Origin of the sequence: Microbacterium sp. SL75 (assembly GCF_026625865.1) — a bacterium.
Classification (GTDB): domain Bacteria; phylum Actinomycetota; class Actinomycetes; order Actinomycetales; family Microbacteriaceae; genus Microbacterium.
Genome location: NZ_CP113067.1, coordinates 2,494,890 through 2,520,979 on the forward strand (window position 1 = coordinate 2,494,890; position 26,090 = coordinate 2,520,979).

Annotated in this window: 21 protein-coding genes; 17 read left to right on the forward strand and 4 right to left on the reverse strand. The window is 69.9% G+C overall.

The annotated features are described in order from the left end of the window. The first annotated feature begins 4 nt into the window (after positions 1-4). Together OVA17_RS11695 and def are read left to right on the forward strand one after the other, a co-directional pair. Positions 5-2,485 (forward strand): hypothetical protein, encoded by a 2,481-nt coding sequence (locus OVA17_RS11695; protein WP_267786723.1) that lies wholly within the window; start codon positions 5-7, stop codon positions 2,483-2,485. After that, complete coding sequence (def, locus tag OVA17_RS11700; RefSeq protein WP_210076364.1) at positions 2,482-2,973, forward strand: peptide deformylase; 492 nt, start codon at positions 2,482-2,484, stop codon at positions 2,971-2,973. The genes OVA17_RS11695 and def overlap by 4 nt, the downstream gene beginning before the upstream one ends. A gap of 596 nt (positions 2,974-3,569) precedes the next feature. On the opposite strand, the gene OVA17_RS11705 is transcribed toward def, so the two are convergent. Continuing rightward, positions 3,570-5,396: an AMP-dependent synthetase/ligase gene (locus tag OVA17_RS11705; protein ID WP_267786724.1), complete on the reverse strand. Its 1,827-nt coding sequence runs from the start codon at positions 5,394-5,396 to the stop codon at positions 3,570-3,572. Positions 5,397-5,552: 156 nt separating this feature from the next. On the opposite strand from OVA17_RS11705, the gene OVA17_RS11710 reads away from it, so the two are divergent. The 3 genes from OVA17_RS11710 to OVA17_RS11720 are packed head-to-tail and all read left to right on the forward strand — an operon-like array spanning position 5,553 to position 8,551. Continuing rightward, the gene (locus tag OVA17_RS11710; RefSeq protein WP_210076359.1) at positions 5,553-6,488 is read left to right on the forward strand and encodes an ROK family glucokinase; all 936 of its coding nucleotides are present in this window, start codon (positions 5,553-5,555) and stop codon (positions 6,486-6,488) included. Between the two features lie 2 nt (positions 6,489-6,490). Beyond that, entirely contained in the window at positions 6,491-7,204 is a 714-nt protein-coding gene (locus OVA17_RS11715; protein WP_210076358.1) for a lysophospholipid acyltransferase family protein, read from the forward strand. 9 nt (positions 7,205-7,213) lie between these two features. After that, entirely contained in the window at positions 7,214-8,551 is a 1,338-nt protein-coding gene (locus OVA17_RS11720) for a class II 3-deoxy-7-phosphoheptulonate synthase (protein ID WP_210076356.1), read from the forward strand. A gap of 123 nt (positions 8,552-8,674) precedes the next feature. Here OVA17_RS11720 and pknB read toward each other — a convergent pair whose 3' ends face one another. Both pknB and OVA17_RS11730 read right to left on the reverse strand, forming a co-directional pair. Next, a complete protein-coding gene (pknB, locus tag OVA17_RS11725) occupies positions 8,675-10,627 on the reverse strand; it encodes a Stk1 family PASTA domain-containing Ser/Thr kinase (RefSeq protein WP_267786727.1) in 1,953 nt (650 codons plus the stop codon). Between the two features lie 67 nt (positions 10,628-10,694). Continuing rightward, entirely contained in the window at positions 10,695-11,681 is a 987-nt protein-coding gene (locus OVA17_RS11730) for a LysM peptidoglycan-binding domain-containing protein (protein WP_267786728.1), read from the reverse strand. 147 nt (positions 11,682-11,828) lie between these two features. Between OVA17_RS11730 and OVA17_RS11735 the strand changes: the two genes are divergently transcribed. Beyond that, positions 11,829-12,173 (forward strand): Rv2175c family DNA-binding protein, encoded by a 345-nt coding sequence (locus OVA17_RS11735; protein WP_324289885.1) that lies wholly within the window; start codon positions 11,829-11,831, stop codon positions 12,171-12,173. Between the two features lie 12 nt (positions 12,174-12,185). On the opposite strand, the gene OVA17_RS11740 is transcribed toward OVA17_RS11735, so the two are convergent. Next, complete coding sequence (locus OVA17_RS11740) at positions 12,186-13,277, reverse strand: polyprenyl synthetase family protein (RefSeq protein ID WP_267786729.1); 1,092 nt, start codon at positions 13,275-13,277, stop codon at positions 12,186-12,188. A 64-nt stretch (positions 13,278-13,341) separates the two neighbouring features. Between OVA17_RS11740 and OVA17_RS11745 the strand changes: the two genes are divergently transcribed. The 11 genes from OVA17_RS11745 (at position 13,342) to murC (ending at position 26,090) form a co-directional block, all read left to right on the forward strand. After that, on the forward strand, positions 13,342-13,719 hold the full coding sequence (locus OVA17_RS11745) for a DUF3040 domain-containing protein (protein ID WP_210076348.1): 378 nt from the start codon (positions 13,342-13,344) through the stop codon (positions 13,717-13,719). A 335-nt stretch (positions 13,720-14,054) separates the two neighbouring features. Then, a complete protein-coding gene (gene mraZ / locus OVA17_RS11750; protein ID WP_056227713.1) occupies positions 14,055-14,486 on the forward strand; it encodes a division/cell wall cluster transcriptional repressor MraZ in 432 nt (143 codons plus the stop codon). Between the two features lie 100 nt (positions 14,487-14,586). Beyond that, positions 14,587-15,540, forward strand: coding sequence for a 16S rRNA (cytosine(1402)-N(4))-methyltransferase RsmH (gene rsmH / locus OVA17_RS11755; protein ID WP_267786730.1), 954 nt, complete (start codon positions 14,587-14,589; stop codon positions 15,538-15,540). Further along, positions 15,537-16,160: a hypothetical protein gene (locus OVA17_RS11760; protein ID WP_267786731.1), complete on the forward strand. Its 624-nt coding sequence runs from the start codon at positions 15,537-15,539 to the stop codon at positions 16,158-16,160. Before rsmH ends, OVA17_RS11760 begins: the two co-directional genes overlap by 4 nt. Positions 16,161-16,165: 5 nt before the next feature. Next, positions 16,166-17,959, forward strand: coding sequence for a peptidoglycan D,D-transpeptidase FtsI family protein (locus tag OVA17_RS11765; RefSeq protein ID WP_267786732.1), 1,794 nt, complete (start codon positions 16,166-16,168; stop codon positions 17,957-17,959). 62 nt (positions 17,960-18,021) lie between these two features. Continuing rightward, a complete protein-coding gene (locus OVA17_RS11770; RefSeq protein ID WP_267786733.1) occupies positions 18,022-19,434 on the forward strand; it encodes a UDP-N-acetylmuramoyl-tripeptide--D-alanyl-D-alanine ligase in 1,413 nt (470 codons plus the stop codon). Beyond that, the gene (gene mraY, locus OVA17_RS11775) at positions 19,431-20,537 is read left to right on the forward strand and encodes a phospho-N-acetylmuramoyl-pentapeptide-transferase (RefSeq protein WP_267786734.1); all 1,107 of its coding nucleotides are present in this window, start codon (positions 19,431-19,433) and stop codon (positions 20,535-20,537) included. The genes OVA17_RS11770 and mraY overlap by 4 nt, the downstream gene beginning before the upstream one ends. Next, on the forward strand, positions 20,519-22,051 hold the full coding sequence (gene murD / locus OVA17_RS11780) for a UDP-N-acetylmuramoyl-L-alanine--D-glutamate ligase (protein ID WP_420712419.1): 1,533 nt from the start codon (positions 20,519-20,521) through the stop codon (positions 22,049-22,051). Before mraY ends, murD begins: the two co-directional genes overlap by 19 nt. A gap of 10 nt (positions 22,052-22,061) precedes the next feature. Then, positions 22,062-23,315 (forward strand): putative lipid II flippase FtsW, encoded by a 1,254-nt coding sequence (gene ftsW, locus OVA17_RS11785; RefSeq protein WP_267786735.1) that lies wholly within the window; start codon positions 22,062-22,064, stop codon positions 23,313-23,315. Between the two features lie 47 nt (positions 23,316-23,362). Then, positions 23,363-24,436, forward strand: coding sequence for a UDP-N-acetylglucosamine--N-acetylmuramyl-(pentapeptide) pyrophosphoryl-undecaprenol N-acetylglucosamine transferase (locus OVA17_RS11790; protein WP_267786736.1), 1,074 nt, complete (start codon positions 23,363-23,365; stop codon positions 24,434-24,436). 247 nt (positions 24,437-24,683) lie between these two features. Next, positions 24,684-26,090 carry a UDP-N-acetylmuramate--L-alanine ligase gene (gene murC / locus OVA17_RS11795; protein ID WP_267786737.1) on the forward strand — a complete coding sequence of 469 codons (1,407 nt, stop codon included), beginning with the start codon at positions 24,684-24,686 and terminating at the stop codon, positions 26,088-26,090.

Sequence of the window (26,090 nt, forward strand, 5' to 3'; positions counted from 1 at the left end):
TGCAGTGACCCCCGACCGCACCGACGCGAACCCCGACGAGAACGCCGAGCACGGCGTGCTCGAGGAGAGCGGGAATCTCGACACGGCCAGCATCACGATCCTCGGCGGGCACATCGCTCAGGTCAATGTCGACCTGCCCGTGGCCAGCGACGACGACGACCTCGATGACGATGTGATCGAAGACGAGATCCCCCTCGACGAGGCCGATCTCGCCGCCCTCGACGCCCCGCGCGTTCCCTCCGCCGTACCCGCCGGCATCGACGACCACGCCGAGATCGTGCACGACCCGCACGTCGAGCAGCTCCCGACCGGCGACATCATCCTCGAGCCGCATGACACGGACGCAACGACGGAGCCGCTCTCCGACGACGACGTGCACGATGCGGAGATCGTCGACGAGTCGCCCCGCGACGCCTCGGAGCACGAGATGCCGGATGCCGAGCCCCCGGCCGTCGCGGAAAGAGTCGGTGACGAGACCGCAGCGGATGCCGCGGCGGAGCCGTCCGCGCAATCGCGCGAGATCGACGAAGACCAGGACCGCTCGGGCGAGACCTTCTCGTCGGAAGAGGCCGAGGAGCTTGCCTCCGGCGACGAGTCCGTGGGCGTCGACGAGGACGATGACGTCGACGCCCCGACCGCCGCTGACGCCCTCCCGGGTGAGGACCTGCTCGCGCCAATCGACCAGGCGCAAGACGACCTGGCCGGGGCAGCCGAGTCCGACCCGCGGGCCGAAGACCTTGCCGATGCCGAGATCGTCGACGACCTCGCGACCGAAGCCGATGCCGCCGAGACGGTGGAAGCCCTGGATGCGACATCCCGGGGTGGGGAAGACCTCGAGCCGGACCACGCACCGGCCGATGAACGCGAGCCCGAGACGCACGTCGAGTCCGACGTGTCGGCGGACACCTCGGAGCCGCTCACGCACGCGCCGTGGGTCCCCGCGGCCGTCGCCGAGCCTGAGCACGGCGACACAGAAGAAATCGACCCGGAAGAAGCGAGGCCGCACGATTCGGTGCCCGCACTCGCGGAGCCGGAAGAGGTCGCTGTCGAGGAGACCGAGCTCGCCGCGACCGTACCCTTCGACGCCGACGCCGACGCCGACGCCGACGCCGACGCCGACGACGCCGACGACGCCGACGACGCAGACGACGCAGAGGTCGAGGAGACCGAGACCGTGGCAGATACACCCGAGCCCACCCGACAGTCCGTCGACGCGCCCCTCCCGCCGGTCACCGCCGAGTCGCAGCCCGCACCGCCGGCTACCGCCGAGGTCGAGATCGAAGCCGACTCTGCCGGGGCGGAGCCTCAGACCGTCGTCGCCCCCGCAGCGGCGCCGACCACGCGCGCAGAGCGCGCCGCGACGGGCGTCATCGGAACGATTCCGCTCACGCGCCGCAGCGCCCACCAGGCCGATGATGCCGCCCGTGCCGCCGACGAGGCCGCCCGCGTCGATCGCGCCCACGCGCTGGAGCGCGTGCGCACGCCCGCTCCGGAGGTCACACTGACCTCGAAGCGCATCGGTCAGATCGACGACGCGCGCGAAAGCTCCGACCTGCTCACCGCCGACCGTCTGCTCGATCCGCGTCAGATCGCGCGTCCCGAGCCCGAGGGTCTCTGGCAGCAGCTGGTGTACTCGGTCTCGCGTCACCGCATCAACCTCGGCGACGGTCGTCGCGCCCGTCAGCGCAAGGATCTGGACCGCCGGATCGCTACGCCTCTCGCGGGCGGCGCGCGGTTCGTGCCGGTGCTCTCGCGCAAGGGCGGTGTGGGCAAGACCACCGTCACCTCGCTCCTGGGCATGGCCCTCGCCGACGCGCGCGACGACCGCATCATCGCGGTCGACGCCAATCCCGATCGCGGGACGCTCGCAGACCGCGTCGGCCGTCCGAACGGACGCACGGTCCGCGACCTCGTCCGTTCGCACGACGAGATGGTCGGCTACAACGACGTCTCGTCGATCGTCGCTCGCGACGCCACGCGCCTCGACGTGCTGGCATCCGATTCCGATCCGCGGGTGTCCGAGGCCTTCAGCGACGACGACTACCGCCAGGTCGCCGACGTCGCCTCGCACTACTACTCGATCGTCCTCACCGACACGGGCACGGGGATCGTGCACTCGGTCATGGGTGCGACACTCGAACTGGCCGACACCCTGGTCATCGTGGCGGGCCTGTCGGTCGACGAGGCGCGCCTCGCGTCCGAGACGCTCACGTGGCTCGAGACCAACGGCTACGCGGCGCGCGTCCGCGATGCGGTCGTCGTGCTGAACAACTCCCGCCCCGGCACGCCGCTGGTGCGCGAGAGCGAGCTCGAGGCACACTTCCGCTCGCGTGTGCGCACCGTGATCCGCATGCCCTACGACGCACGTATCGCCGCGGGCAGCGCCATCACCTTCCGCGACCTGCAGCCCTCGACCCGACAGGCCGCGCGCGAGCTCGCCGCCGCCGTCGTCGAAGGCCTGCGTGCCCCGGCGGTCGCGGCATGAGCGTTCGCCCGATCCGCCTGTTCGGCGACCCCGTCCTGCGCGCGCCCAGTGCGCCCATCGAGCAGATCGACGACGGCATCCGTGCCCTCGTCCAAGACCTGATCGACACGGTCGAGCTGCCCGGGCGCGCGGGGGTCGCGGCGCCGCAGATCGGCGTGGGTCTGCGCGCTTTCAGCTACAACATCGATGGCGACATCGGCTACGTGCTCAACCCCGTGCTCGTCGAGACGCGCGGAGAGCCGGAGCCGGTGGGGGAGGGGTGCCTCTCGGTGCCGGGTCTCTGGCACGATGCGCTGCGTTATCCGTGGGCCAAGGTCGTCGGAATGGACCTCGACGGCAACGAGGTCGTGCTCGAGGGCGAGGGGCTGCTCGCCCAGGCCCTGCAGCACGAGACCGATCACCTCGACGGCATGCTGTACCTCTCGCGCCTGTCCGCCGAGACGCGTCGCGAGGCGATGCGCCAGGTGCGCGAGAGCGACTGGTTCTGATTCGGAGCCGGGTCACGCGCTTCCCCCGGGATTCGCGCAACCTCCGTCGTTCTCGGCCATGTCGAGCCGTAGTCGTGCGGATCGCCGAGGTTGTGCGAGTCGCTGAGGTGCGGCTGGCGTCGGCGTATCCTCGGCGATTTGCGCAACTTCCGTGGGTTTCCGGTGCGGCGGGCTGAGGTTGTGCGGGTCGCTGAGGTTGTGCGGGTCGCCGAGGTGTGGCCGGCGTCGGCGTACGTTCGGCGATTTGCGTAACCTCCGTGGGTTTCCGGTGCGCCGGGCTGTGGTTGTGCGGATGGCTGAGGTTGTGCGGGTCGCTGGGGTGTGGCCGGTGTCGGCGTACGTTCGGCGATTTGCGTAACCTCCGTGGGTTTCCGGTGCGCCGGGCTGTGGTTGTGCGGATCGCTGAGGTTGTGCTGGTCGCCGAGGTTGTGCGGGTCGCTGGGGTGTGGCCGGCGTCGGCGTACTCTCCGCGATTTGCGCAACTTCCGTGGGTTTGCTGTGTGCCGGGCTGAGGTTGTGCGGATCGCTGACGTAGTGAGAGGGGATACGCGACGGCCCGGCCCCTCGGGGGGACCGGGCCGTCGTCGTCGCGCGTCTCAGGGGAGCGACACGTTGGTCGTGTTCACCGGCACGGCGTAGATGTCCTCGATGGCGTCGGCGAAGTCGGCGACGATGACGTTGCGCTTGATGCTCATCTTCGGCGTCAGGTGCCCGCTGGCCTCGGTCCACTCGGTGGGCAGGATCGTGAACTTGCGGATCGACTCCGCGCGCGAGACCCGCGTGTTGGCGCGGTCGATCGCGCCCTGCACCTCGGCGCGCACCTTGTCGTTCTCGGCCGCCTCGGCGAGCGGCATGTCGGCGGGCAGGCCGTTGTTGGCCAGCCAGGTCGGGAGCATCTCGGTGTCGAGCGTGACCAGGGCCGCGATGAACGGTTTGTGGTCGCCCACGACCACGACCTGACCGACGATCGGGTTCGCACGGATCGGGTCCTCGAGAGCGGCGGGAGCGACGTTCTTGCCGCCCGCGGTGACGATGATCTCTTTCTTGCGGCCCGTGATGGCGAGGAATCCGTCGCTGTCGAAGGCGCCGATGTCGCCGGTCTTGAACCACTCGCCGTCGAAGGCGTCGGCCGTCGCCTCGGGGTTCTGCCAGTACTCGCGGAACACGTTGATACCGCGCACCTGGATCTCGCCGTCATCGGCGAGACGGATGCCGACACCCGGCAGAACGGGACCGACGGTGCCGATCTTCGACTTCGTGGCGAGGTTCACCGTGGCCGGGGCGGTGGTCTCGGTGAGGCCGTAGCCCTCGAGGATCACGACGCCGAGGCTGCGGAAGAAGTGACCCAGGCGGGGGCCGAGAGGGGCCGATCCCGACACCGCATAGACGATGTTGCCACCCATGGCATCCCGCAGCTTGGAGTAGACCAGCTTGTCGAAGAGCGCGAACTTGATCTTGAGCAGCAGGGGAATCGACTTTCCGTCCTGCAGGCGCTGGGAGTGCTCGATCGCGGCGTCGGCGGCGGCGCGGAAGATCCTGCCCTTGCCGCCGGCCTCGGCCTTCTGCTCGGCGGAGTTGTAGACCTTCTCGAACACGCGGGGGACCGCGAGGAGGAAGGTGGGGCGGAAGCTGCCGAGCGCCGGGAGGAGCTGCTTCGTATCGGGCTGATGTCCCGTCTTCACGCCCGCGTGCACGTTGAGCAGCGAGATGAAACGCGCGAACACGTGCGCCGTCGTGATGAACAGCAGGGTCGAGGCGCCAGGGGTTTCGACGACCTCGTGCAGCGACTTGGCGGAGTTGCGCGCCAGCTCGACGAAGTTGCTGTGGACGAGCACGCAGCCCTTCGGACGGCCGGTGGAGCCCGAGGTGTAGATGAGGGTGGCGACGTCGGAGGCCTTCGCCAGGTGGCGGCGGCGCTCGATCTCTTCGTCGGTGATGTGCGTGCCGCCTGAGACGAGCGCGTCGAGGGCTCCCGAGTGCATCGCCCAGACCTCGCGGACGAGGGGGAGGTCGCTGCGGACCTCGTCGAGACGTTCGGCGTGTTCCGTGGACTCCAGGACCACGGCGATCGCACCGGAATCCGACAGGATCCACGAGATCTGCGACGGCGAGCTGGTCTCGTAGACCGGGACCATGATGGCGCCGGCGTAGAACAGCGCGAAGTCGATCAGGGTCCAGTCGTAGGTGGTGCGGGCGATGAACCCCACCTTCTCGCCGGGCTGGATGCCGGCGGCGACGAAGCCTTTCGCGAGGGCGATGACCTGCCGTTCGAACTCGACGGCGGTGACGTCTCGCCATCCGTCTCGGTCGGGAACCGCGAACAGCGGCCGGTCGGGGGTAGCGCGGACGCGGTCGGCGAGCAGGTCGGACGCGTTGGCGTCGGGGTCTGCGGGGATGAGGGCGGGTTGATCGAACTGGATCACGGCAACTCCTTTGGCACCGGAAGAACGTCGAGCTGTGGGACGAGTCTATCCGCATCGACGTGCTCGCCCCGGGGAGCGCACGGCATCATCGTCGGTTGCACCGGGTGGCTAGACTGCTCCGGGCCGAGCCGCACGGTGGGCCCGGAAGGGAGCGCGGTGCGCAACGTCGGCATCGACATCGGGGGAACGAAGATCGCGGGGGGCGTCGTCGACGACGACGGCACCATCGTCGAGAAGCTTCGTGTCGACACTCCCATCGACCCCGCGGCCCTCGTGGACGCCGTGGTCGACATGGCCGATCATCTGCGCCGCGCCCACGAGATCCACGCGATCGGCGTGGCCGCCGCCGGCTTCATCAGCCGCGACCGCAGCACCGTCATCTACGCGCCGAACATCGACTGGCGGGACGAGCCCCTCCGCGCGCGTCTCGAGCAGCGTCTCGACGCCCCCGTCACGATCGAGAACGACGCGAACGCCGCGGGCTGGGGCGAGTACCGCTTCGGTGCGGGTCGGGGCGTGCGCGACATGGTCATGCTCACGATGGGCACTGGCGTCGGCGGTGCCGTCGTCACCGACGGGGAGCTCTTCCGCGGCGGGCACGGCATCGGCGCCGAACTGGGCCACATGCGCTTCGTGCGCGGCGGTCACCCCTGCGGGTGCGGGCAGAACGGATGCCTCGAGCAGTACGCCTCGGGACGCGCGCTGCAGCGCGAGGCCAACGCCATCGCCGACGAGGGTGGCATCGGCGCGGCTCTTGCCGCCGTGCGCGAGGAGCGGGGCGCGATCCCCGGCCCCGCCGTCTCGCGCCTGGTCCTCGCCGGCGATCCGGGGGCGATCGAGGCCCTCCGCCGTGTCGCCACGGCCCTGGGCGAGGCGTGCGGCGGCTTCCAGGCGGTGCTCGACCCCGAGGTCTTCGTGATCGGCGGGGGAGTGGCCCAGCTCGGCGCCGACCTGCTCGAGCCCGTGAAGCTCGCGTACGAGACCTCGCTCCCGGGGTACGGTGAACGTCCGGTCGCCGAGTTCGCGATCGCACGTCTGGGCAACGACGCCGGTCTCATCGGGGTCGCGGACCTCGCCGGGAAGGAGCGCTGACAATGTTCTACTGGCTCATGAAGTACGTGGTGATCGGGCCGGTCATCAAGGCCGTGTTCCGCCCGTGGATGGTGGGCCGGCGCAACATCCCCGCCGACGGCGCGGCGATCCTGGCCAGCAACCACCTGTCGTTCTCCGACTCGATCTTCCTGCCGCTCATGATCGACCGCCGGATGGCGTTCCTCGCCAAGAGCGACTACTTCACGGGCAAGGGTCTCAAGGGCTGGGCCACTCGCATGTTCTTCACCGCGACGGGCCAGCTGCCCATCGACCGGTCGGGCGGCAAGGCCTCCGAGGCCTCTCTCAACACGGGCCTGGGGGTGCTGGGGCGTGGCGAGCTGCTCGGCATCTACCCCGAGGGAACGCGCAGCCCGGATGGCACGTTGTACCGCGGGCGCACGGGTATCGCACGGATGGCTCTCGAGGCGCGCGTCCCGGTCGTGCCCGTGGTCATGGTCGACACCGGCGCCGTCATGCCGATCGGCCAGCGCCTGCCCCGCGTGGGGCGTGTCGGCATCGTGATCGGCGAGCCCCTCGACTTCTCGCGCTTCGAGGGGATGGAGGGCGACCGCTACGTGCTGCGTTCCGTCACCGACGAGATCATGGTGGCGCTCCAGCGTCTCGGCGAGCAGCGGTACGAAGACGTCTACGCCTCGACCGTGAAGGACCGTCTCGCCACGTCACGGGCGGCGAAGGCGCCGGTCTCCCGCCACTAGACTTCAGGGGTGAATCAGCAGCTCCACGACCTCGACCACTGGCGAACCCTGCCCATCAAGCAGCAGCCGCAGTGGTATGACGAGGCCGCTGTGGCCGCGGCATCCGCAGAACTCTCGACCCTCCCGCCTCTGGTCTTCGCCGGTGAGGTCGACAACCTGCGCGAGCGCCTCGCTCGTGCCGCCGCCGGCCAGGCCTTCCTCCTGCAGGGCGGTGACTGCGCCGAGACCTTCGCCGGTGCCACCGCCGAGCAGATCCGCAACCGCATCAAGACGGTGCTCCAGATGGCCGTCGTCCTGACCTATGGCGCCTCTATGCCCGTGGTCAAGATGGGCCGCATGGCGGGTCAGTTCGCCAAGCCGCGCTCGAGCGATGTCGAGACGCGTGGTGACGTGACGCTGCCGGCCTACCGCGGCGACATCGTGAACGGTTACGACTTCACCGAGGAGTCGCGCAAGGCCGACCCCGCGCGTCTGCTCAAGGGCTACCACACGGCCGTGTCGACCCTGAACCTCATCCGCGCCTTCACGCAGGGCGGCTTCGCCGACCTCCGTGAGGTGCACAGCTGGAACAAGGGTTTCGCGAGCACCCCGGCCAATCAGGCCTACGAGAGCATGGCGACCGAGATCGACCGGGCCATCAAGTTCATGGAGGCCGCCGGGGCGGACTTCGACGAGCTCACCCGTGTCGAGTTCTACACCGGCCACGAGGGCCTCCTCATGGACTACGAGCGCCCCATGACGCGCATCGACTCGCGCACGGGCCAGCCGTACAACACCTCGTCGCATTTCCAGTGGATCGGCGAGCGCACCCGCGAGCTCGACGGCGCTCACGTCGACTACTTCTCGAAGATCCGCAACCCCATCGGTGTCAAGCTCGGCCCCACCACGACGACCGACACCGCGCTGGCGCTGATCGACAAGCTCGACCCCGAGCGCGAGCCGGGTCGCTTGACCTTCATCACCCGCATGGGGTCGGGCAAGATCCGCGACGCCCTGCCGCCGTTGCTCGAGGCCGTCCGCGACTCGGGCGCCACCCCGCTCTGGGTCACCGACCCGATGCACGGCAATGGCATCACCACCCCCACCGGCTACAAGACGCGCCGGTTCGACGACGTCGTGGACGAGGTGCGCGGCTTCTTCGAGGCGCACCGCTCGGTGGGCACGCACCCCGGCGGCATCCACGTCGAGCTCACCGGCGACGATGTCACCGAGTGCCTGGGCGGCTCGGAGCAGATCGACGAGGCGACTCTCGCTACGCGTTACGAGAGCCTGTGCGACCCGCGTCTGAACCACCGCCAGAGCCTCGAGCTGGCCTTCCTCGTGGCCGAGGAGCTCGAGAAGCGCTGACTCTCTCGTGAATCAGACGACGCCCCCGGCCTTCAGGTCGGGGGCGTCGTCGTTCGTGAGGTCGCGGTCAGGACGCGAAGGTGATCGCAGCGAGCGGCTCGACGATCTCTTCGGCGGCGATGCCTACAGCGTCGGCGTCAGCGTGATCGTCGATCCCTGCGGAGCGGTCGTCCCGGCCTTGGGGTTCGTGGCGCGAACCTTGTAGATGTCCCAGTACTTGAAGCCGAGGGGCAGGGTGCCGTCGTCGATACCCGCGTTGACCTGAAATCCGAGCGCTTCGAGGGTCTTCACGGCATCCCGGATCGACATCCCCACCACGTTGCCGGGGATCTCGACGGGCTTCGGCCCGATCGACACGCGCAGGGGGACCGTGTCACCGGGGCGCCAGTTGCCGCCGCCGTCGCGCTGGCCCATGGAGATGACGTTGCCGGATGCCACGGAGTTGCTGTAATCCTCGGTCACCGAGGACTTCAGCCCGACGCCGTCGAGGGCGCGCTGGGCTTGCGAGCGCGAGTCTCCGGTGACGTCGGGGATCGGGCCGAGAGAGACGACGAGCGAGGCCGCGTCACCCTCGTAGACGGTGCATCCCTGCGTGCAGTCGATCGCGTCGCCGCCCGAGCGGGGGATGACCGAGGCGCCCAGGACCGTTCCGTCGGCGGGGTCGGCGAACTGGCGCTCGGGGTCGCCCGCGACGCCGACGAAGGCCTGCTCGAGGATCGCGCGCACCTCGTCCGCGCTCTTGCCGGCGAGGGCCGGGATCTGATGGGTCGCCGGTCCGATCGAGACGAAGACGGTGACGACGGTCTCTTTGTCGAGCCGTTCGCCGGGGGCGGGGTCGGACCCCACCGTCGTGCCGGAGGGGATCTCTCGATCCGTGACCTCTTGCGCCTGCGCCTGCAGCTGCTGCTGCGTCAACAGGGCTTGGGCGTCGGCGAAGCTCCGCCCCGAGACGTCGGGGACGGCGACGAGCGAGCCCGGCCCCGACCCGAAGTACCAGCCGGTGAATCCGGCGCCGCCGGCGAGCAGCAGCACGAGCACGAGGAGCCAGGCCCCGCGCGCCGTGCGTCGACGCGTGCGGGTGCGCAGACGCGCGGCGTTGTCGGGTTCATCGATGGTGGCGGAGGGGAGGGATGCCGTCTGGGGAAGGACCTTGGTCAGCTCGCGGGACTCCGCTGCGGAGGCCGGGCCCGTCGTGCCCACCGACACGGCGCGAGCGACCTGGGGGGCGAGGCCGAGCTCTTTCTCGATCGCACGCAGCCGCTCGAGCATCGCACCGGCGTCGAGGGGGCGATCGCCCGGCTCGCGCTCGGTCGACCACAGCACGAGCTCGTCGAGTTGCTCCGGAACGCCGGGATTCTTGGCGCTGGGGCGCGGGACGGAGTCGGTGGCGTGCTGATAGGCGATCTGCATCGGCTGCTCGCCCTTGTAGGGCTGCTCGCCGACGAGCATCTCGTAGAGCATGATTCCGAGCGAGTAGATGTCGCTGCGGGCGTCCGCGGTGCCGCGGGTGACGAGTTCGGGCGCCAGGTACGCGATCGTGCCCATGAGCTGGGCGCCGCTCGCGGTGTTCGCGGTCGTCGCGCGCGCCAGACCGAAGTCGCCGATCTTGATGCGGCCGTCCTCGGCGAGCAGCACGTTCTCGGGCTTGACGTCGCGGTGGACGATCCCGGCCCGGTGCGCTGCCGCGAGCCCCGACAGGATGGCATCCATGATCGTGAGGGTCTGATCGATCGTGAGGCGCCGATGCTCGCGCAGCAGCTCGCGCAGGGTGATGCCCGGGAGGTATTCCATCACCAGGTAGGCCATCTCGCCGTCCTGGCCCTGGTCGAACACGTTCACGACGTGCGGGTCGCTCAGGCGGGCGGCCGAGCGGGCCTCCTGGATGAAGCGGCTCTGGAACACGGTGTCGTCGCTGAGGTGGCCGTGCATGACCTTCAGCGCGACGCGGCGCTCGAGGCGCAGGTCGGTCGCCACGTACACGGTCGCCATCCCGCCGCGCGCGATACGCGCGCGGACCCGGTATCGGCCGTCGACGAGACGGCCGATCAGCGGGTCTGCCTGCTGACTCGTGCTCACAGGTCGAGTCTACGGAGCGCCCCCTGTGAGGCCGGGGAGCGGCTCACCCTCACCTCGGACGAGAAGATCAGCCGAGAACGGAGAGCCACGTGGTGGCGGGTTGCTCCCACTGCGCGTACCGGTCCGGGTAGGCCGAGATCTGCACGGCCTGAGCGGCGTCGGCGTACGACAGCTGGTCCCACCCGGGGATGTCGAGCAGGCCGCGGGTCGCGGAGCCGTTGGGGTCGGCCGCTCCGCCGTAGAACACGCGGGTGGACCGCTCTCGGTCGAGGATCTGATCCGGGGTGCCCCAGCCGGTGCTGGGGCGCTGCTGGAACAGGCCGAGCGAGTCGCGGTCGCCCCAATCGAGGTTGCGCAGCCACGACTCCTGCATCGCGGTGCCCAGGGCGATGAGTATTCCGCGATCCGAGACGCCGAGTTCTCGTCCGATGCGGATGATCAGGCGTGCGTTCTCGGACTGCTCGGCATCCAGCCCGGGGGCGGTGGCGGGGGCCACGGCCGCGGGTGCGGGTGCGGGGGATCCCGACGGGATCTGCAATACGTCGCCCGGGTAGATGATCGAGGCGCGCGTGAGGGCGTTCGCGCTGAGCACGGCGTCGAGCGAGACGCCGTTGGCGCGGGCGATGGCCGAGACGGTGTCGCCCGGGCGGACCTCGTGCGACCGGGGCGCGGCTTCGGGAGCGGCGGGAGCCGGGGGAGCGGGCGTCGCCGCGGGGGTGAGTGCGAGAACCTGGCCGGGTCGGATGAGGCTGTCGGGTGTCAGGCCGTTGGCCGCCAGGACCGCCGCGGTGTCGAGACCATGAGCCCGAGCGATGCCCCACACCGTGTCGCCTGACTTGACGGTGTAGGTGGTGGGGGCGGTGACGCCCGCGATTGCCTGCACCCCGATACCGCGGGGGGCGGGAGGCAGGACCGTGAGGGCAGGCTCGGGGGGCGCGGCGTGAGCGGCGTGCTCGGCGGCGAGGGTCAGGGCGATCGAGCCGGCCACAGCGGCCGGCCAGATGGCGACCGCGCGGCGTCGCGAGGGCAGGGGGGACAGCGTGAGTCGTCGCATGGTGGGGGGATTCCGTTCGTTCGACTGCCCGACACGCTGGCATGCCTCGGGGCTGATGTCAACGAAAGTGACGGTTGTGACGCATGTGACTCGTGTGCAGATGGACCGCGGGGCGGTCCGGGGCGGCGGAAATGAGAGGATGGGCGAGTGAGTGAGACTTCCCGTTACGAGACCGCGTGGCTGACCATTCCCGACCTGGTCGAGATGCTCGACGAGTCGCTCGGCCGCGTCCGCCGCCTGTTCGACGAGCATTACCTCGTCGGCTCGCGCCGCGAAGGCGTGTTCAAGGTGCCGGCGGTCTTCATCGTGGACGGGCGCCCGCTGGCGTCGCTGCGCGGCACGATCATCGTTCTGCACGATGCCGGGTTCGACGCCGACGAGACCATCGATTGGCTCCTGACTCCGGAAGAGAGCATCGGCATGGCACCCATCGAGGCTCTGCTCGCCGGGCGCAAGAGCGAGGTCCGCCGAGTCGCCGCGACCCTCGCCTGAGACGTTCCGGCCTCAGGCCGTTCGTTCGGTGGCGGCACGCGCGAGAGCGCGGAGGTCCTCGAGTGCGGCCGTGTCGACCTCGGCGTCGGCGAGAGCGAGATCGGCTCGCCGCGAGTAGTCGGCGATCAGGTCCTCCGTGCGTTCGAGCGCTCCCGTGTCGAGGATCGTCTGCTGCAGCGCCGCGATCTGCGCCCCATCCAGAGCGGGGTCGCCGAGGAGGGCGTCGAAGCCCTCGCGTCGCTGAGGTGACAGACTCTCACGGGCGTAGGCGACCAGCACCGTGCGCTTTCCCTCGCGCAGGTCGTCACCGACCGGCTTTCCGGTGACCGCGCTGTCGCCGAAGACCCCCAGCACGTCGTCGCGCAGCTGGAACGCCATGCCGACGTCGTGACCGAAGCGCCCGAGGGCGTCGAGCTGCGCCTCGTCGGCGCCGGCGAGAGCCGCGCCGATCTGGAGGGGCTGCTGGATGCTGTAGCGCGCCGACTTGTACGAGGCGATGCGCAGCGCCCGCTCCGCATGGGCGTCGTCGGGGTAGACGGTGTAGGCGGACTCCTCGGCGACGTCGAGGAACTGGCCGATCGTCACGTCGCGGCGCATCCGCGCGTAGGCGCGACGGGTCGGGGCGGCATGGCGGTGGCCCTTCAGACCCTCCTCGAGCAGATCGTCGCTCCACGCGACCAGCAGGTCGCCGAGGAGAATCGCTCCGGATCGGCCGAACGCGTCGGAGTCGCCGGCCCAGTCGGCATCCTGATGCGCTTTCTGCAACGCGCGGTGGGCCGCGGGCTGACCTCGGCGCGTGTCGCTGTTGTCGACGAGGTCGTCGTGGACGAGGGCGGCGGCATGGAAGATCTCGAGGGAGGTGGCCACGGCCAGAGCCGACTCGTCGAAGGCGGAGGAGGGCGGGGCGTCGAGCGCGCGAACCGCACTCCACCCGGCGAGGCAGAAGCGGGCCCGCAGACGCTTTCCTCCCTGGAGGGCGGAAGCCCCCGATCGGGTGAACGCCTCCGCCTCCGGGCCCAGTGCAGAGGCGTACGATAGCTGTTCGGAGAGGAACTTGTCGAGTCGCTGGGAAACAGCTTCGATCGGTTCCGGGGAGGTCGCCACGGGCCTAGCCTAGTGATCCACGCCGCGCGTAGAATCGTCCACAACGAACAACAAAGGGGGATGCATGCCACTGTCAGAGCAGGAGCAGCGTCTACTGGACGAGATGGAGCGCCATCTCATGAGCAACGACACCGATGTGGTGTCTGCCCCCAGTCGTGCCCTCAGCTACCGCAACATCGTCCTCGGTTCCATCCTCGTGCTGGCCGGTCTCGGCGCTCTCGTCGCGGGCGTGTCGATAGGGTTCAACACCGGTTTCGTCGGCATCGCCGTGGGCGTCGTCGGATTCCTCCTCATGGTCGGCGGGGTCGTCTTCGCCGTCACCCCGACGCGCGGCGCCGCTCAGGCCGCACCCGCCGCGAAGCCCCGACCGGCTCGCGCCTCCGGTTCGTCGTTCATGGATCGCATGAACGAACGCTGGGACCGCCGCCACGACGGACCCTAAGCCCGACACCCACTTCTTCAGCACCGGCTCTTCGGAGCCGGTGCTTTTTCGTGCGCCCGGGGGCCTGTCCGCGACGGAATAGCGCCGTGGAGGGGAAGAGGGGCGAGATAAGGCCTCGAATCGCTCCCTTTTCCTCCACTCGAGCTGTCTTCGGGGGTGATTGTCGCGGTTCGGTGGCGGAAACACGCGGAGTCCGACGCGATCCGTCGGGGCGGTCGATCACTGTACACGGCTGTGCTTGCGCACAGAAGCCCCGGAATTTGATAGCAAAGTGGAGGGCGGTGGAGTAAAGTGGGGGAAACTTCGCAGGCCGGACGAAGGGGGTGGACGCCCGAATGCTGCTCGGAACGCACACACCCAAGCTCGACGACAAGGGTCGGGTCATCCTGCCGGCGAAGTTCCGTGACGATCTCGGCGCCGGAGTGGTGATCACGCGCGGGCAGGACCGCTGCCTCTACGTGTTCAGCACCGAGGAGTTCGAGCGCGTGCACGAGCGGATCCGCGAGGCCCCGCTCAGCAACAAGCAGGCCCGCGACTTCCTGCGCATGTTCCTCTCGGGGGCCAGCGCCGAGAAGCCCGACAGTCAGAACCGCATCACCGTCCCGCCCGCCTTGCGTACCTACGCGGGGCTCGGTCGCGAACTCGTCGTCACCGGCGTCGGAGCACACGCCGAGATCTGGGACGCCGAGGCGTGGAACTCCTACGCGGAGAGCAACGAAGAAACGTACGCCGAGATGGAACAGGAGGTGATCCCGGGACTCTTCTGACCCTTCGGCTGTGATGCCCAGCCGCTCGCCCTGACGCACTTCCCCGGCGCCAGGTCGACGCGGATGGGGATCAGAGTTCGAAGGTTCCGCCCGACACATCATGGACATCCGCGACATCCACACCCCCGTCCTGCTCGAGCGCTGCGCCGAGCTGCTGGGCCCTGCGCTCCACAAGCCCGGCTCGGTGTTCGTCGACGGAACGCTCGGTATGGGCGGCCACTCCGAGGCGTTCCTCGAACGCTTCCCCGAGACCCGTCTCATCGGCCTCGACCGCGACACCGACGCCCTTCGCATCGCGGGGGAGCGTCTCGCGCGTTTCGGCGACCGCGTGACCCTCGTGCACACCGTCTACGACGGGATCGCCGAGGCCGTGGCCTCTGCCGGTGTCGCCCAGGTCGACGGCATCCTGTTCGACCTCGGGGTGTCGTCGCTCCAGCTCGACGTCGCCGACCGCGGCTTCGCCTACGCCCAGGACGCGCCGCTCGACATGCGCATGGACCAGACCACCGGCGTGACGGCCGCGGAGGTGCTGGCGACCTACGGCGAGGGCGATCTGCGCCGCATCTTCGAGCGCTACGGCGAAGAGAAGCTCGCCGGTCGCTACGCCCGCGCGATCATCGCCGCCCGCGCCGAGGCGCCGCTCGAGCGCTCCGGCCAGCTGGTCGACGTCCTGCAGGCGGCCACTCCCGCCGCGGTGCTGCGCGAGCGTCACCCGGCCAAACGCGTCTTCCAGGCCCTGCGCATCGAGGTCAACGCCGAACTGTCGGTGCTCGAGCGAACGATCCCGGCCGCGCTGAGCGTGCTCGGTGTCGGCGGGCGCATCGTCGTGCTGTCGTATCAGTCGCTCGAGGACCGGTTGGTCAAGCGCGTCTTCGCCGACGCGTCGACGTCCACGGCTCCGCGCGGACTGCCCGTGGAGCTGCCCGAGCACGCGCCGAAGTTCCGGCTCCTCGTTCGCGGCGCGGAGCTGGCGGGCGACGAAGAGCGCGCTTTCAATCCCCGTGCCACCCCCGTGCGTCTGCGCGCGGCCGAGAGAATCCAGGAGGACGCATGAGTGCACCCCAGGCCATCGATGCGGCCTTCCTGCCCGACTTCCCGACGCCCGTTCGCGAGCGCCGGCTCACCGTCGTGCCCGCGACCGCGCGTCGTCGGGCCCCGCGGCGCCTGTTCGGCGTCATCGCCGTGCTCGGCGCGCTGGCGATCGTGCTGGTGCAGATGGGGCTCGGCATCCTGACGACCCAGAGCTCCTTCGAGATCTCGTCGCTCACCCAGCAGCAGCGCGATCTGACCTACCAGAAGCAGATCCTCTCCGACGAGAGCGCGGGACTCAGCTCGCCGCAGTACCTCGCGGCCAACGCCGCGGCGCTCGGCATGGTCATCGACGAGTCGCCGACGTACCTGCGCCTCAGCGACGGTGCCGTGATCGGCTCCGACAAGCCCGCAGACACCGCCTCCTCGGTGGACGCCAAGGGCCGCGGCTCGGTCGGCAACGCCCTGATCTCGGGTGTCCCGCTGGTGACCGACCCGGCGGCATCCACCACCGAGAACGGCACGGCCACTCCCGCGCCCGCGGCACCCGGGTCGCCCTCGCCGACCGAGGCCGCCGCCCCGACCGCCCAATCCGCGACACCCCCGCCGATCAGCGACGGTCTGCCGACTCCCGCGACACGATGAGAGCCATGACGACGACAACCTCCCGTTCCCCGCGGCGTCGCACCGTCGTCGCCCTCGCGGTCGTCCTGATCGTGATCATCGCCTTCGTCGTCCGCCTGGTCGACATCCAGGTCGTCAACGCCCGAGACCACGTGGACGACTCGCTCTCGATGGGGCTGCAGAACTCCCGCATCGAGTACGCCTCGCGCGGATCGATCGTCGACGACAACGGGGTGCCCCTGGCCACCAGCGTCAATCGCTACGACGTGCAGATCGACCCGATGCTCGCCGCGAAGGGCGTGACCACGCGCGACGACGACGGCAACGAGACCACGACGGCCTGGCCCGACCTGGCGGCCCAGATCGCCGGTGTCACCGGCCAGGACGCCGCCGACGTGCAGAAGATCGTCCAGGGTGCCGTGGCCGACAACCCCGAGTCGCGTTACGCGATGATCGCGAAGAACGTCTCGACCGAGCAGTACCGAGCCCTCGTGGCCCTGGGGCTGCCGTTCCTCAGCTTCCCGCCGCAGGCCGGTCGTATGTATCCCGACGGGGCGGTGGCGGGGAACCTGCTGGGCTTCGTCGGCAGCGACGGTCAGGCCCTCGCCGGCCTCGAGGCGGCCGACAACGATTGCCTCGCCTCGACCAACGGCAAGGTCGTCTTCCAGCAGAGCCGCGACGGCGTGGTGCTCCCGGGCACCGAGGTCGTCACTCAGCCCGCCGTCGACGGCGGCACCCTCAAGCTCACGATCGACCGCGACCTGCAGTGGTACCTGCAACAGCTCATCGCCGAGCAGGTGCAGAACACCGGGTCGTTGCGCGGCACCATCACCGTGGTCGAGGCCAAGACGGGCAAGATCCGGGCCCTCGCCGAGTACCCGACGGTCGACCCCAACGACCCCACGGCCACGGCCCCCGAGGACCGCGGCAGTCGTGCGTTCTCGAGCCCGTTCGAGCCCGGCTCGACGTTCAAGGCCCTCACGACGGCGATCGGCCTGGACAGCGGTTCGTACACGCCGCAGACGACGGTCACGGCCTCGGGGCGCGAGGTGCTGGACGGCGACGCGCGCGTCTCCGACGCGTTCTCGCACGGCCCGAACGTCTACACCCCCACCGGCGTCCTCATCGACTCCTCGAACGTGGGTATCTCCAAGTTCGCCGAGATGATCCCCGCGCAGACGCGCTTCGACTACCTGCAGAAGTTCGGCATGGGAACGACGAGCGCGATCGACTTCCCGGGTGAGTCGGGCGGCATTCTGCACCCGGTCCAGGACTGGGACAAGCAGACCTTCTTCAACACGGCTTTCGGTCAGGGCCTGTCGGTCACCGTGCCCCAGCTCGTGGGCGCGTACCAGACCATCGCCAACGGCGGCGTGAAGAAGCCGCTGTCGATCGTCGAGGGCTGCACCGCGGCCGACGGCACCGTCACCGACGTCCCCTCGACCGAGGGCACCCAGGTCATCTCGACCGACACGGCGAAGGAGGTCTCGCTCATGCTCGAGAACGTCGCCACGCAGGGCGAGCTCGCCTCGAAGATCGCCATTCCCGGCTACCGCATCGCGATCAAGACCGGTACGGGTGAGAAAGTCGACGAGAACACGGGTGCCTACAAGCCCGACGCGTACTTCACCACGATGATCGGTTTCGCCCCCGCCGACGACCCGCAGTACGTCGTCGCGGTCAACCTGGACGAGCCGCGGACGGTAAAATCGTCGGCGGCCACCGCCCCCGCGTTCCAGAAGGCCCTCACCCAGGTTCTCAAGTCGTACCGGGTGATCCCGTCCGGAACCACGACCCCCGAACTGCCCAAGTTCGGCTGAGAAAGGGCCCACGTCGGTCTCGTCTCGGTAACGAATGCGACCGGAAAGGGCGTCCCACAGCAATGATCTCCCTCAGCCTCTCCCACCTCGCCGACGTGCTCGGCGGGCGCCTCGTCGTCCGCGGCGACGACACTGCCGACACCCTCGTCTCGGGGCTCGTCGACACCGACTCGCGCCTGATCGAGCCCGGCGGCATCTTCGTCGCCAAGCCCGGTGAGACCACCGACGGCCACCTCTTCGTCGGCACGGCCGTCGAGCGGGGCGCGGCCCTCGCGATCGTCGAACGCGAGCTCGACGACGCGGTGAGCCAGATCGTCGTCCCGGATGCCGTGGCCGCCCTCGGCGACCTGGCTCGGGACGTGGTGGCTCGAGTCCGCGAGACGGGCGCGCTCAAGATCGTCGGCATCACGGGGTCGAATGGCAAGACGACCACGAAGAACCTCCTCGCCTGCATCCTCGAGGACGAGGGAGAGACGGTGTCACCGCGCGCCTCGTTCAACAACGAGGTCGGCGCCCCGCTGACGATGCTGCGCGTCACCGAGAACACGCGCTACCTCGTGAGCGAGTTCGGAGCCAGTGCCCCGGGCGCCATCGCGCACCTCGCGGGTCTGGTCACCCCCGACATCGGAGTCGTGCTGATGGTCGGCATGGCGCACGCCGGCGGGTTCGGCGGCATCGAGTCGACGTTCCATGCCAAGAGCGAGTTGGTGAAGGCCACCCGCGAAGGCGGCCTCGCCGTCCTCAATGCCGACGATCCGCGCGTGGCCGCGATGGAGCCGATCGCGCGCGAGCGCGGGCAGGACGTACGGTGGTTCGGCCGGGGCGAGCGGGCCGAGGTGCGCGCCGTCGACGTGGAGGTCTCGGCATCCGGGACCCGCGCCGATCTGGTGATCGACGGAGAACCCTTCACCCTCACCCTGCGCGTGCTCGGTGAGCACCACGTGATGAACGCTCTCGCGGCCCTCGCCGCCGCCACCGCGCTCGGCGTGCCCGCAGCCCACGCGATCGCCCGTCTCGAGACCGTCGAGATCGCCGAGCGCTGGCGGATGCAGCCGCTGGGTTCCGATCGCGTGCGCATCATCAACGACGCGTACAACGCCAGCCCCGACTCCATGGCCGCCGCCCTTCGCACCCTCGCCCAGATCACCGGTCCCGAGGAGCGAACGGTCGCCGTCCTGGGCGCGATGAGCGAGCTGGGCGAGTACGCCGACGAGGAGCACGACCGTGTGGGACTGCTGGCCGTGCGCCTGCGCATTCAGCGGATCGTCGTGATCGGACCCGAGGCGCGCCGCATGTACCTCGAGGCCATCGCCCAGGGCTCCTGGGACGGCGAGGCCGTCTTCTTCGCCGACGCCGATGCGGCCTACGACTACCTCTCGACCGAACTGCGCGACGGTGATCGCGTGCTGGTGAAGTCGTCGAACTCGGCGGGGCTCCGGCACCTCGGCGACCGTCTGGGAGACTTGTTCGCGTGAGATCACTTCTGACGTCGGCTGCGATCTCGCTCGCCTTCACCCTCTTCCTCACCCCGGTCTTCCTCCGGTGGTTCCGCAAGTGGGGCTGGGGCCAGGTCATCCGCACCCCCGAGAACGTGCACAACCCCTCGCACGGGGCCAAGCGCGGCACTCCCACCATGGGTGGCACGATCTTCATCCTCGGGACGATGGTCGGGTACTTCATCGGTTCGTACGCCGGTAACAACCCGCCCACGGTCTCGGGCCTGCTCGTGCTGTGGCTCATGCTCGGCTTCGGTGTGGTCGGCTTCATCGACGACTACATGAAGATCCGCCAGCAGCGCAGCCTCGGACTCTCCGGCTGGCGCAAGATCGCCGGTCAGGTGATCGTGGTCGTGCCCTTCGCGATCGTGGCGTTGAACTTCCCGAACACGGTCGGACAGACCGCCGCCTCGGGCTACGTCTCCGTGTTCCGCGACATCCAGCTGCTGTCGTTCTTCGCGCTCGGGCCGATCCTCGGATGGCTGCTCTACCTCGCGTGGATCTCGCTCATCGGAACCGCGACCTCCAACTCGGTCAACGTCGCCGACGGTCTCGACGGCCTCGCCGCGGGCTCGGGCATCTTCGTGGTCGGCGCGTACAGCCTCATGGCCTTCTGGCAGAACAAGCAGGTCTGCGCCGACGTGCTCGACCCCACCGTGCAGGCCGGGTGTTACGCCGTACGCGACCCCTTCGACCTCGCCATCGTCGGTGCCTCGTTCGTGGGAGCCCTCGTCGGCTTCCTCTGGTGGAACGCGCCCAAGGCGAAGGTCTTCATGGGGGACTGCGGCTCGATGGCGATCGGCGGCGTGATCGCCGCCCTGGCGATCTTCACCCGCACCGAGCTCCTGCTCATCCTCATCGCGGGCGTCTACGTGATCGCGTCGGGCTCGGTCATCCTGCAGCGGGCCTACTTCAAGATCACCCGGGGCAAGCGCCTCTTCCTCATGAGCCCGCTGCACCACCACCTCGAGATGCGCGGGTGGCCCGAGGTCACCATCGTCGTGCGCATGTGGATCATCGCCGGGCTCCTAGCCGTCTCGGGCATCGGATTCTTCTACGTCGAATGGCTGTCACGCGTATGACCGACCTCTCCACCCTCACCAGCTGGCACGCCGACTGGAAGGGACTGCGCGTCGTCGTCCTCGGTCTCTCGGTGACCGGTTTCTCCGTCGCCGACACCCTCGCCGAGCTCGGCGCCGAGGTGCTCGTGGTGACCGAGCGGGCGGATGCCGAGTACTCCCGCCTCCTCCCGGTGCTGGGCGTGAATCTGCACGAGGGCCCGCTCGAGACCGTGCCCGCCGAGATGGCCGACTTCGCACCCGAGGTGGTCGTGGCATCCCCGGGCTTCCCCCCGCACCACCCCGTGATCGCGTGGACGCAGGAGCGGGGCATCGCGCTGTGGGGCGACGTCGAACTCGCGTGGCGCGTGCGCGACAAGGTCGTGCGGGCCGACGGGCGCCCCGCCGACTGGGTGCTGATCACCGGCACGAACGGCAAGACCACCACGACGCGCCTGACCGCCGAGATGCTCATGACCGCGGGTCAGCGGGCGGTTCCGGTGGGCAACATCGGAACCCCCGTGCTCGACGCGGTGCGCGACCCGAGCGGCTTCGACGTCTTCGTCGTCGAGCTCTCGAGCCACCAGCTCTGGTACTTGAACCTGCAGACCGGCTCCGACGCGCTGTCGCCGCACTCCTCGGTGTGCCTCAACCTCGCGGACGACCACCTCGAGTGGCACGGCGGTGCTGACGCGTACCGGTCGGCGAAAGCCGGCGTCTACGCTCGTACGCGGGTGGCCTGCATCTACAACAAGGCGGACGTCGCCACCCGCGAGATGGTCGAGGACGCCGAGGTGATCGAGGGCGCTCGCGCCATCGGCTTCGACCTCGGTGTCCCCGGCCCCAGCGACCTGGGCGTGGTCGACGGCATCCTCGTCGATCGGGCGTTCCTCGAGGAACGTGCCACCTCCGCTCTCGAACTCACGACGGTGGCCGACCTCGCCGAGCGGGGGCTCGCGGCCCCCCACATGGTCGCCAACATCCTCGCCGCCTCGGCGCTCGCGCGCTCCCTCGGCGCGAGCCCCGCGCACATCCACGACACGCTCGAGCGCTTCCGCCTCGACCCGCACCGCATCCAGGTCGTCGGAGTCCACCGGGGGGTGACCTGGGTCGACGATTCCAAGGCGACGAACCCCCACGCGGCGGCCTCGTCGCTCGCGGCCTATCCCGGCGCCGTCTGGGTGGTCGGGGGGCTCCTCAAGGGCGTCGACCTCGGCGACCTCGTCCGTGCTCGTGGCGCGTCGGTGCGAGCGGTCGTCGTGATCGGCACCGAGCGCGACGAGATCGTGACGGCGTTCGAGCGACACGCCCCGGCGGTGCCGCTGTTCGAGGTCGACCACGCCGAGACTGAAGACGTCATGGCCCGGGTCGTCGAACTGGCGGCGGGTGTGGCCCGGGATGGAGACACCGTTCTCCTGGCTCCCGCGGCGGCATCCTTCGATCAGTTCGCGTCCTACTCCGACCGCGGCGACCGTTTCGCCGAAGCGGTGCAGGTGTGGATCGCGGGCCACGACGGAGATTCTCGACCGCACGACTGAGGGGACTCGCGTGACCACGACGGCACCTCCTCCGCGGCGCACATCCGGCGAACCCGAACGCACCGGGCTCGCCGCCCGTGTCTCCCTGGGCCGGGCGTTCCGGCCCGTGCCCAGCGAGTTCCTGCTCATCACCTCCGCCGCGCTCCTGCTGACCGGTTTCGGTCTCGTGATGGTGCTGTCGGCGACCTCGGCTCTCGACGGCGCGCAGAACCCCTTCGAGCACGTGATCAAGCAGGGCGTCTTCGCCGTCATCGGCGTCCCGCTGATGTTCGTCCTCAGCCGAGCACCCCTGCGCTTCTGGAAGCGCATGGCGTGGCCCGCGCTGATCCTCGCGACCCTGTTCCAGCTGCTGGTGTTCACCCCCCTGGGCATCTCGGCGAACGGCAACCGCAACTGGATCAATCTCGCGGGCATCCAGGCTCAGCCGGCGGAGTTCCTCAAGCTGGCTCTCGCGCTCTGGCTCGGCTACGTGCTGTACCGCAAGCAGACGCTGCTGGGGGACTGGCGGCACGTGTTCATCCCGATCGTTCCGGTCTTCGCTCTCGTCGTGGCCACCGTCATGGGCGGCAAGGACCTGGGGACGACGATGATCCTCGTGCTCGTCCTGCTGGGGGCTCTGTTCTTCTCGGGCGTGAAGCTGCGCATCTTCGTGCTGCCGGCCCTCGCGGCCGTCGGCGCCATCGCCCTGTTCGCCATCACGAGCGCCGACCGCATGCGCCGCATCATGAGCTTCCTCGATCAGGACTGCATCGCCAACTACCTCGGCGACTGCTATCAGCCGCTGCACGGGATCTGGGGTCTCGCCGCCGGCGGGATCTTCGGTGTCGGCCTCGGCAACTCCGCCGAGAAGTACGACTGGCTTCCGGCCGCGGCGAACGACTACATCTTCGCGATCGTGGGCGAGGAACTCGGACTCATCGGCTGCGTCGTGGTCCTCCTCCTCTTCGGCCTCTTCGCCGTCGGCGCTTTCCACATCATCCGCCGCACCGACGACCCCTTCGTGCGCATCGTCGCGGGCGGCATCACGATCTGGATCGTCGGCCAGGCCATGATCAACGTCGCGGTGGTGCTGCGCGTGTTCCCCGTGCTGGGTGTGCCGCTGCCGTTCATGTCCCAGGGGGGGACGTCGCTGCTGTCGGTGCTGATCGGGTGCGGCGTGTTGCTGTCCTGCGCACGGACGCTGCCGGATCGCCGCGCGGTGAGCGAGGCGCCCCCGCGCACGGCGCGCCGGGCCGCGGCATCCGCCCGCCGTCCGCGCGGCTGAGCGCGCGCTCGCCTTTCGGCCGCGCTCGACGTGGTTAGGGTCGAACAGTGACGACTTACCTCCTCGCCGGCGGCGGCACCGCCGGACACGTGAACCCCCTGCTCGCGGTCGCCGACGGCCTTCGTGCGCGCGACGGCGCCGCCGATGTCCTCGTCCTCGGTACGCGCGAGGGCCTCGAGTCCCGTCTGGTCCCGCTGCGCGGCTACGAGTTGCTCACCGTCGCCAAGGTCCCCTTCCCGCGCCGACCGAACGGGGCAGCCGCGGCGTTCCCCGTGCGGTTCCTGCGCGCGGTCGCCCACGTTCGCCGCTTCATCCGCTCGCGCGGAGTGGACGTCGTCGTCGGGTTCGGCGGGTACGCCGCTGCGCCTGCCTACGTGGCGGCTCGGCGCGAACGCGTGCCGTTCGTCGTGCACGAGGCCAACGCCCGGCCCGGCCTGGCCAACGTGCTGGGCGCCCGTGGCGCGGCGGGCGTCGGTGTGGCCTTCGAGGGCACGCCGCTACGCGGAGCGCGCGAGGTCGGGATGCCGTTGCGCCGAGAGATCGTCGAGCTCGACGCCCCATCACGCCGTGCCGAGGCGGCTGTGCATTTCGGGCTCGACGCCGCGCGCCCCACGCTCCTGGTCTTCGGCGGGTCGCTCGGCGCCCTGCGCCTGAACACCGCATTCGGCGGAGCGTGGCGCGACGTCCTCGACGCGGGCTGGCAGCTGCTTCACGTCACGGGGCAGAACTCCGATCTGCCCGACCCGGGTGTCGCCGGCTACGCCGTCGTCCGCTACGTCGACCGCATGGATCTCGCCTTCGCCCTCGCCGATCTCGTCGTCTCCCGTTCTGGCGCCGCAACGGTCAGCGAGATCAATGCCCTCGGCATCCCGGCGGTGTACGTGCCCTACGCGGTCGGCAACGGCGAGCAGAGCCTCAACGCCGGCGCCTCCGTCCGCGCGGGCGCCGCACTGCTCATCCCCGACGCCGACTTCTCGCCCGAGCGCGTGCGCGCCGACATCGTGCCGCTGCTGCGCGACGAGGATCGCCGCACCGCGATGCGCGACGCCGCCGCGCGCACCGGCATCCGCACGGGAACCGAGAACGTCATCGCCCTCATCGATGAGGCGCTCGGCGGCTGAACCCTCCGACCCGCCGCCGGCGTCACTCTCCGCCTGTGCCGTCGCGCGGAGTTCGTCGGCGACATGCCGGTTCGGGGTGTGTGCGGTCGGTGAGTCGTCCGAGAACTCCGCCTGACGGCCCGCCGCGGGCATCCGGCCCGCCCGGGTCTGCCCGACGGTCCGCCGCCGACGTCCGGCCTCGACCGCCCCGCCTCCCCAGCGCGCCGAGACCTTCGCTCAGGATCGGCGACGTAAACTCGCAAGCGCCATGATCAGACCCGACCTGAGCCTCCCCATCCCCGAGACGATCTCCTCCGCCCACTTCATCGGAGTGGGCGGTTCGGGCATGTCGGGACTCGCGCGCATGTTCCTCGACCGCGGGATCCGGGTCTCCGGCTCCGACCGCTCCGACAGTGCCGCTCTGCGGGATCTCGCCGCACGCGGTGCGGTCGTCCACGTCGGTCACGACGCCGCGCACCTGGGGGACGCCGACACGGTCGTGCACACCGGAGCGATCTGGCCCGAGAACCCCGAGTTCGTCACGGCCAAGGAACGCGGGCTGCACGTCATCCACCGCTCCCAGGCATTGCACTGGCTCATCGGCGGGCGCCGCCTGGTCTCGGTGGCCGGTGCTCACGGCAAGACCACCTCGACGGGCATGATCGTCACGGCCCTGCGCGCCCTCGACGTCGACCCCACGTTCGTCAACGGCGGCGTGATCGCCGACCTCGGAGCCTCGAGCGGCACGGGGAGCGACGACCTCGTCGTCATCGAGGCCGACGAGTCCGACGGCACCTTCGAGCTGTACGACACCTCCGTCGCCCTCATCACCAACGTCGACCCCGACCACCTCGACCATTACGGCTCGCGCGACGCCTTCGACGCGGCCTTCGCCCGGTTCGCGGATGCCGCGCGTGAGGCCGTGGTGATCTCGTCCGACGACGCCGGCGCTCGCTCCGTGCGCGAGCGCATCACGCACGCGAACGTCGTGACCTTCGGCGAGGATGCGGCGGCAGACGTGCGACTCAGCGGCATCCGGACCGACGGTCCCGTCGCTTTCACGCTCACCGCCGACGGCGAGAGCGTCGAGGTGCGCTTGCGCGTCCCCGGGGCCCACAACGCCGTCAACGCCGCCGGTGCGGTCGCCGTGCTCCGCGTGCTCGGCCACTCTCTCGTCGAGGCCGCGCGCGCCGTCGAGGGTTTCGGCGGCACGGTCCGCCGTTTCGAGCTGCACGGCGTGCAGCAGGGTGTCAGCGTCTACGACGACTACGCGCATCACCCCACCGAGGTCGCCGCCGCGCTCTCGGCCGCGCGCACGGTCGTCGGCGAGGGACGCATCATCGCGATCCAGCAGCCGCACACCTACTCGCGCACGCAGGAGATGTATCGCGAATTCGCCGAGGTGCTCGAGACCCACGCCGACCACACGGTCATGCTCGACGTCTACGGCGCGCGCGAAGACCCGGTGCCCGGCGTGACCGGCGAGCTGGTCAGCGGTGCCTTCGCCGATCCGACCCACGTGCACTACGTGCCCGACTGGCAGGCGGCAGCCGACTACACGGCCGGGATCGCCCGCCCCGGCGACTACGTCATCACCCTGGGCTGCGGCAACGTGTACCAGATCATCCCGCAGGTGCTCGAGGCGCTGTCCCGCACCGAGGCCGCGGCGGTCTGA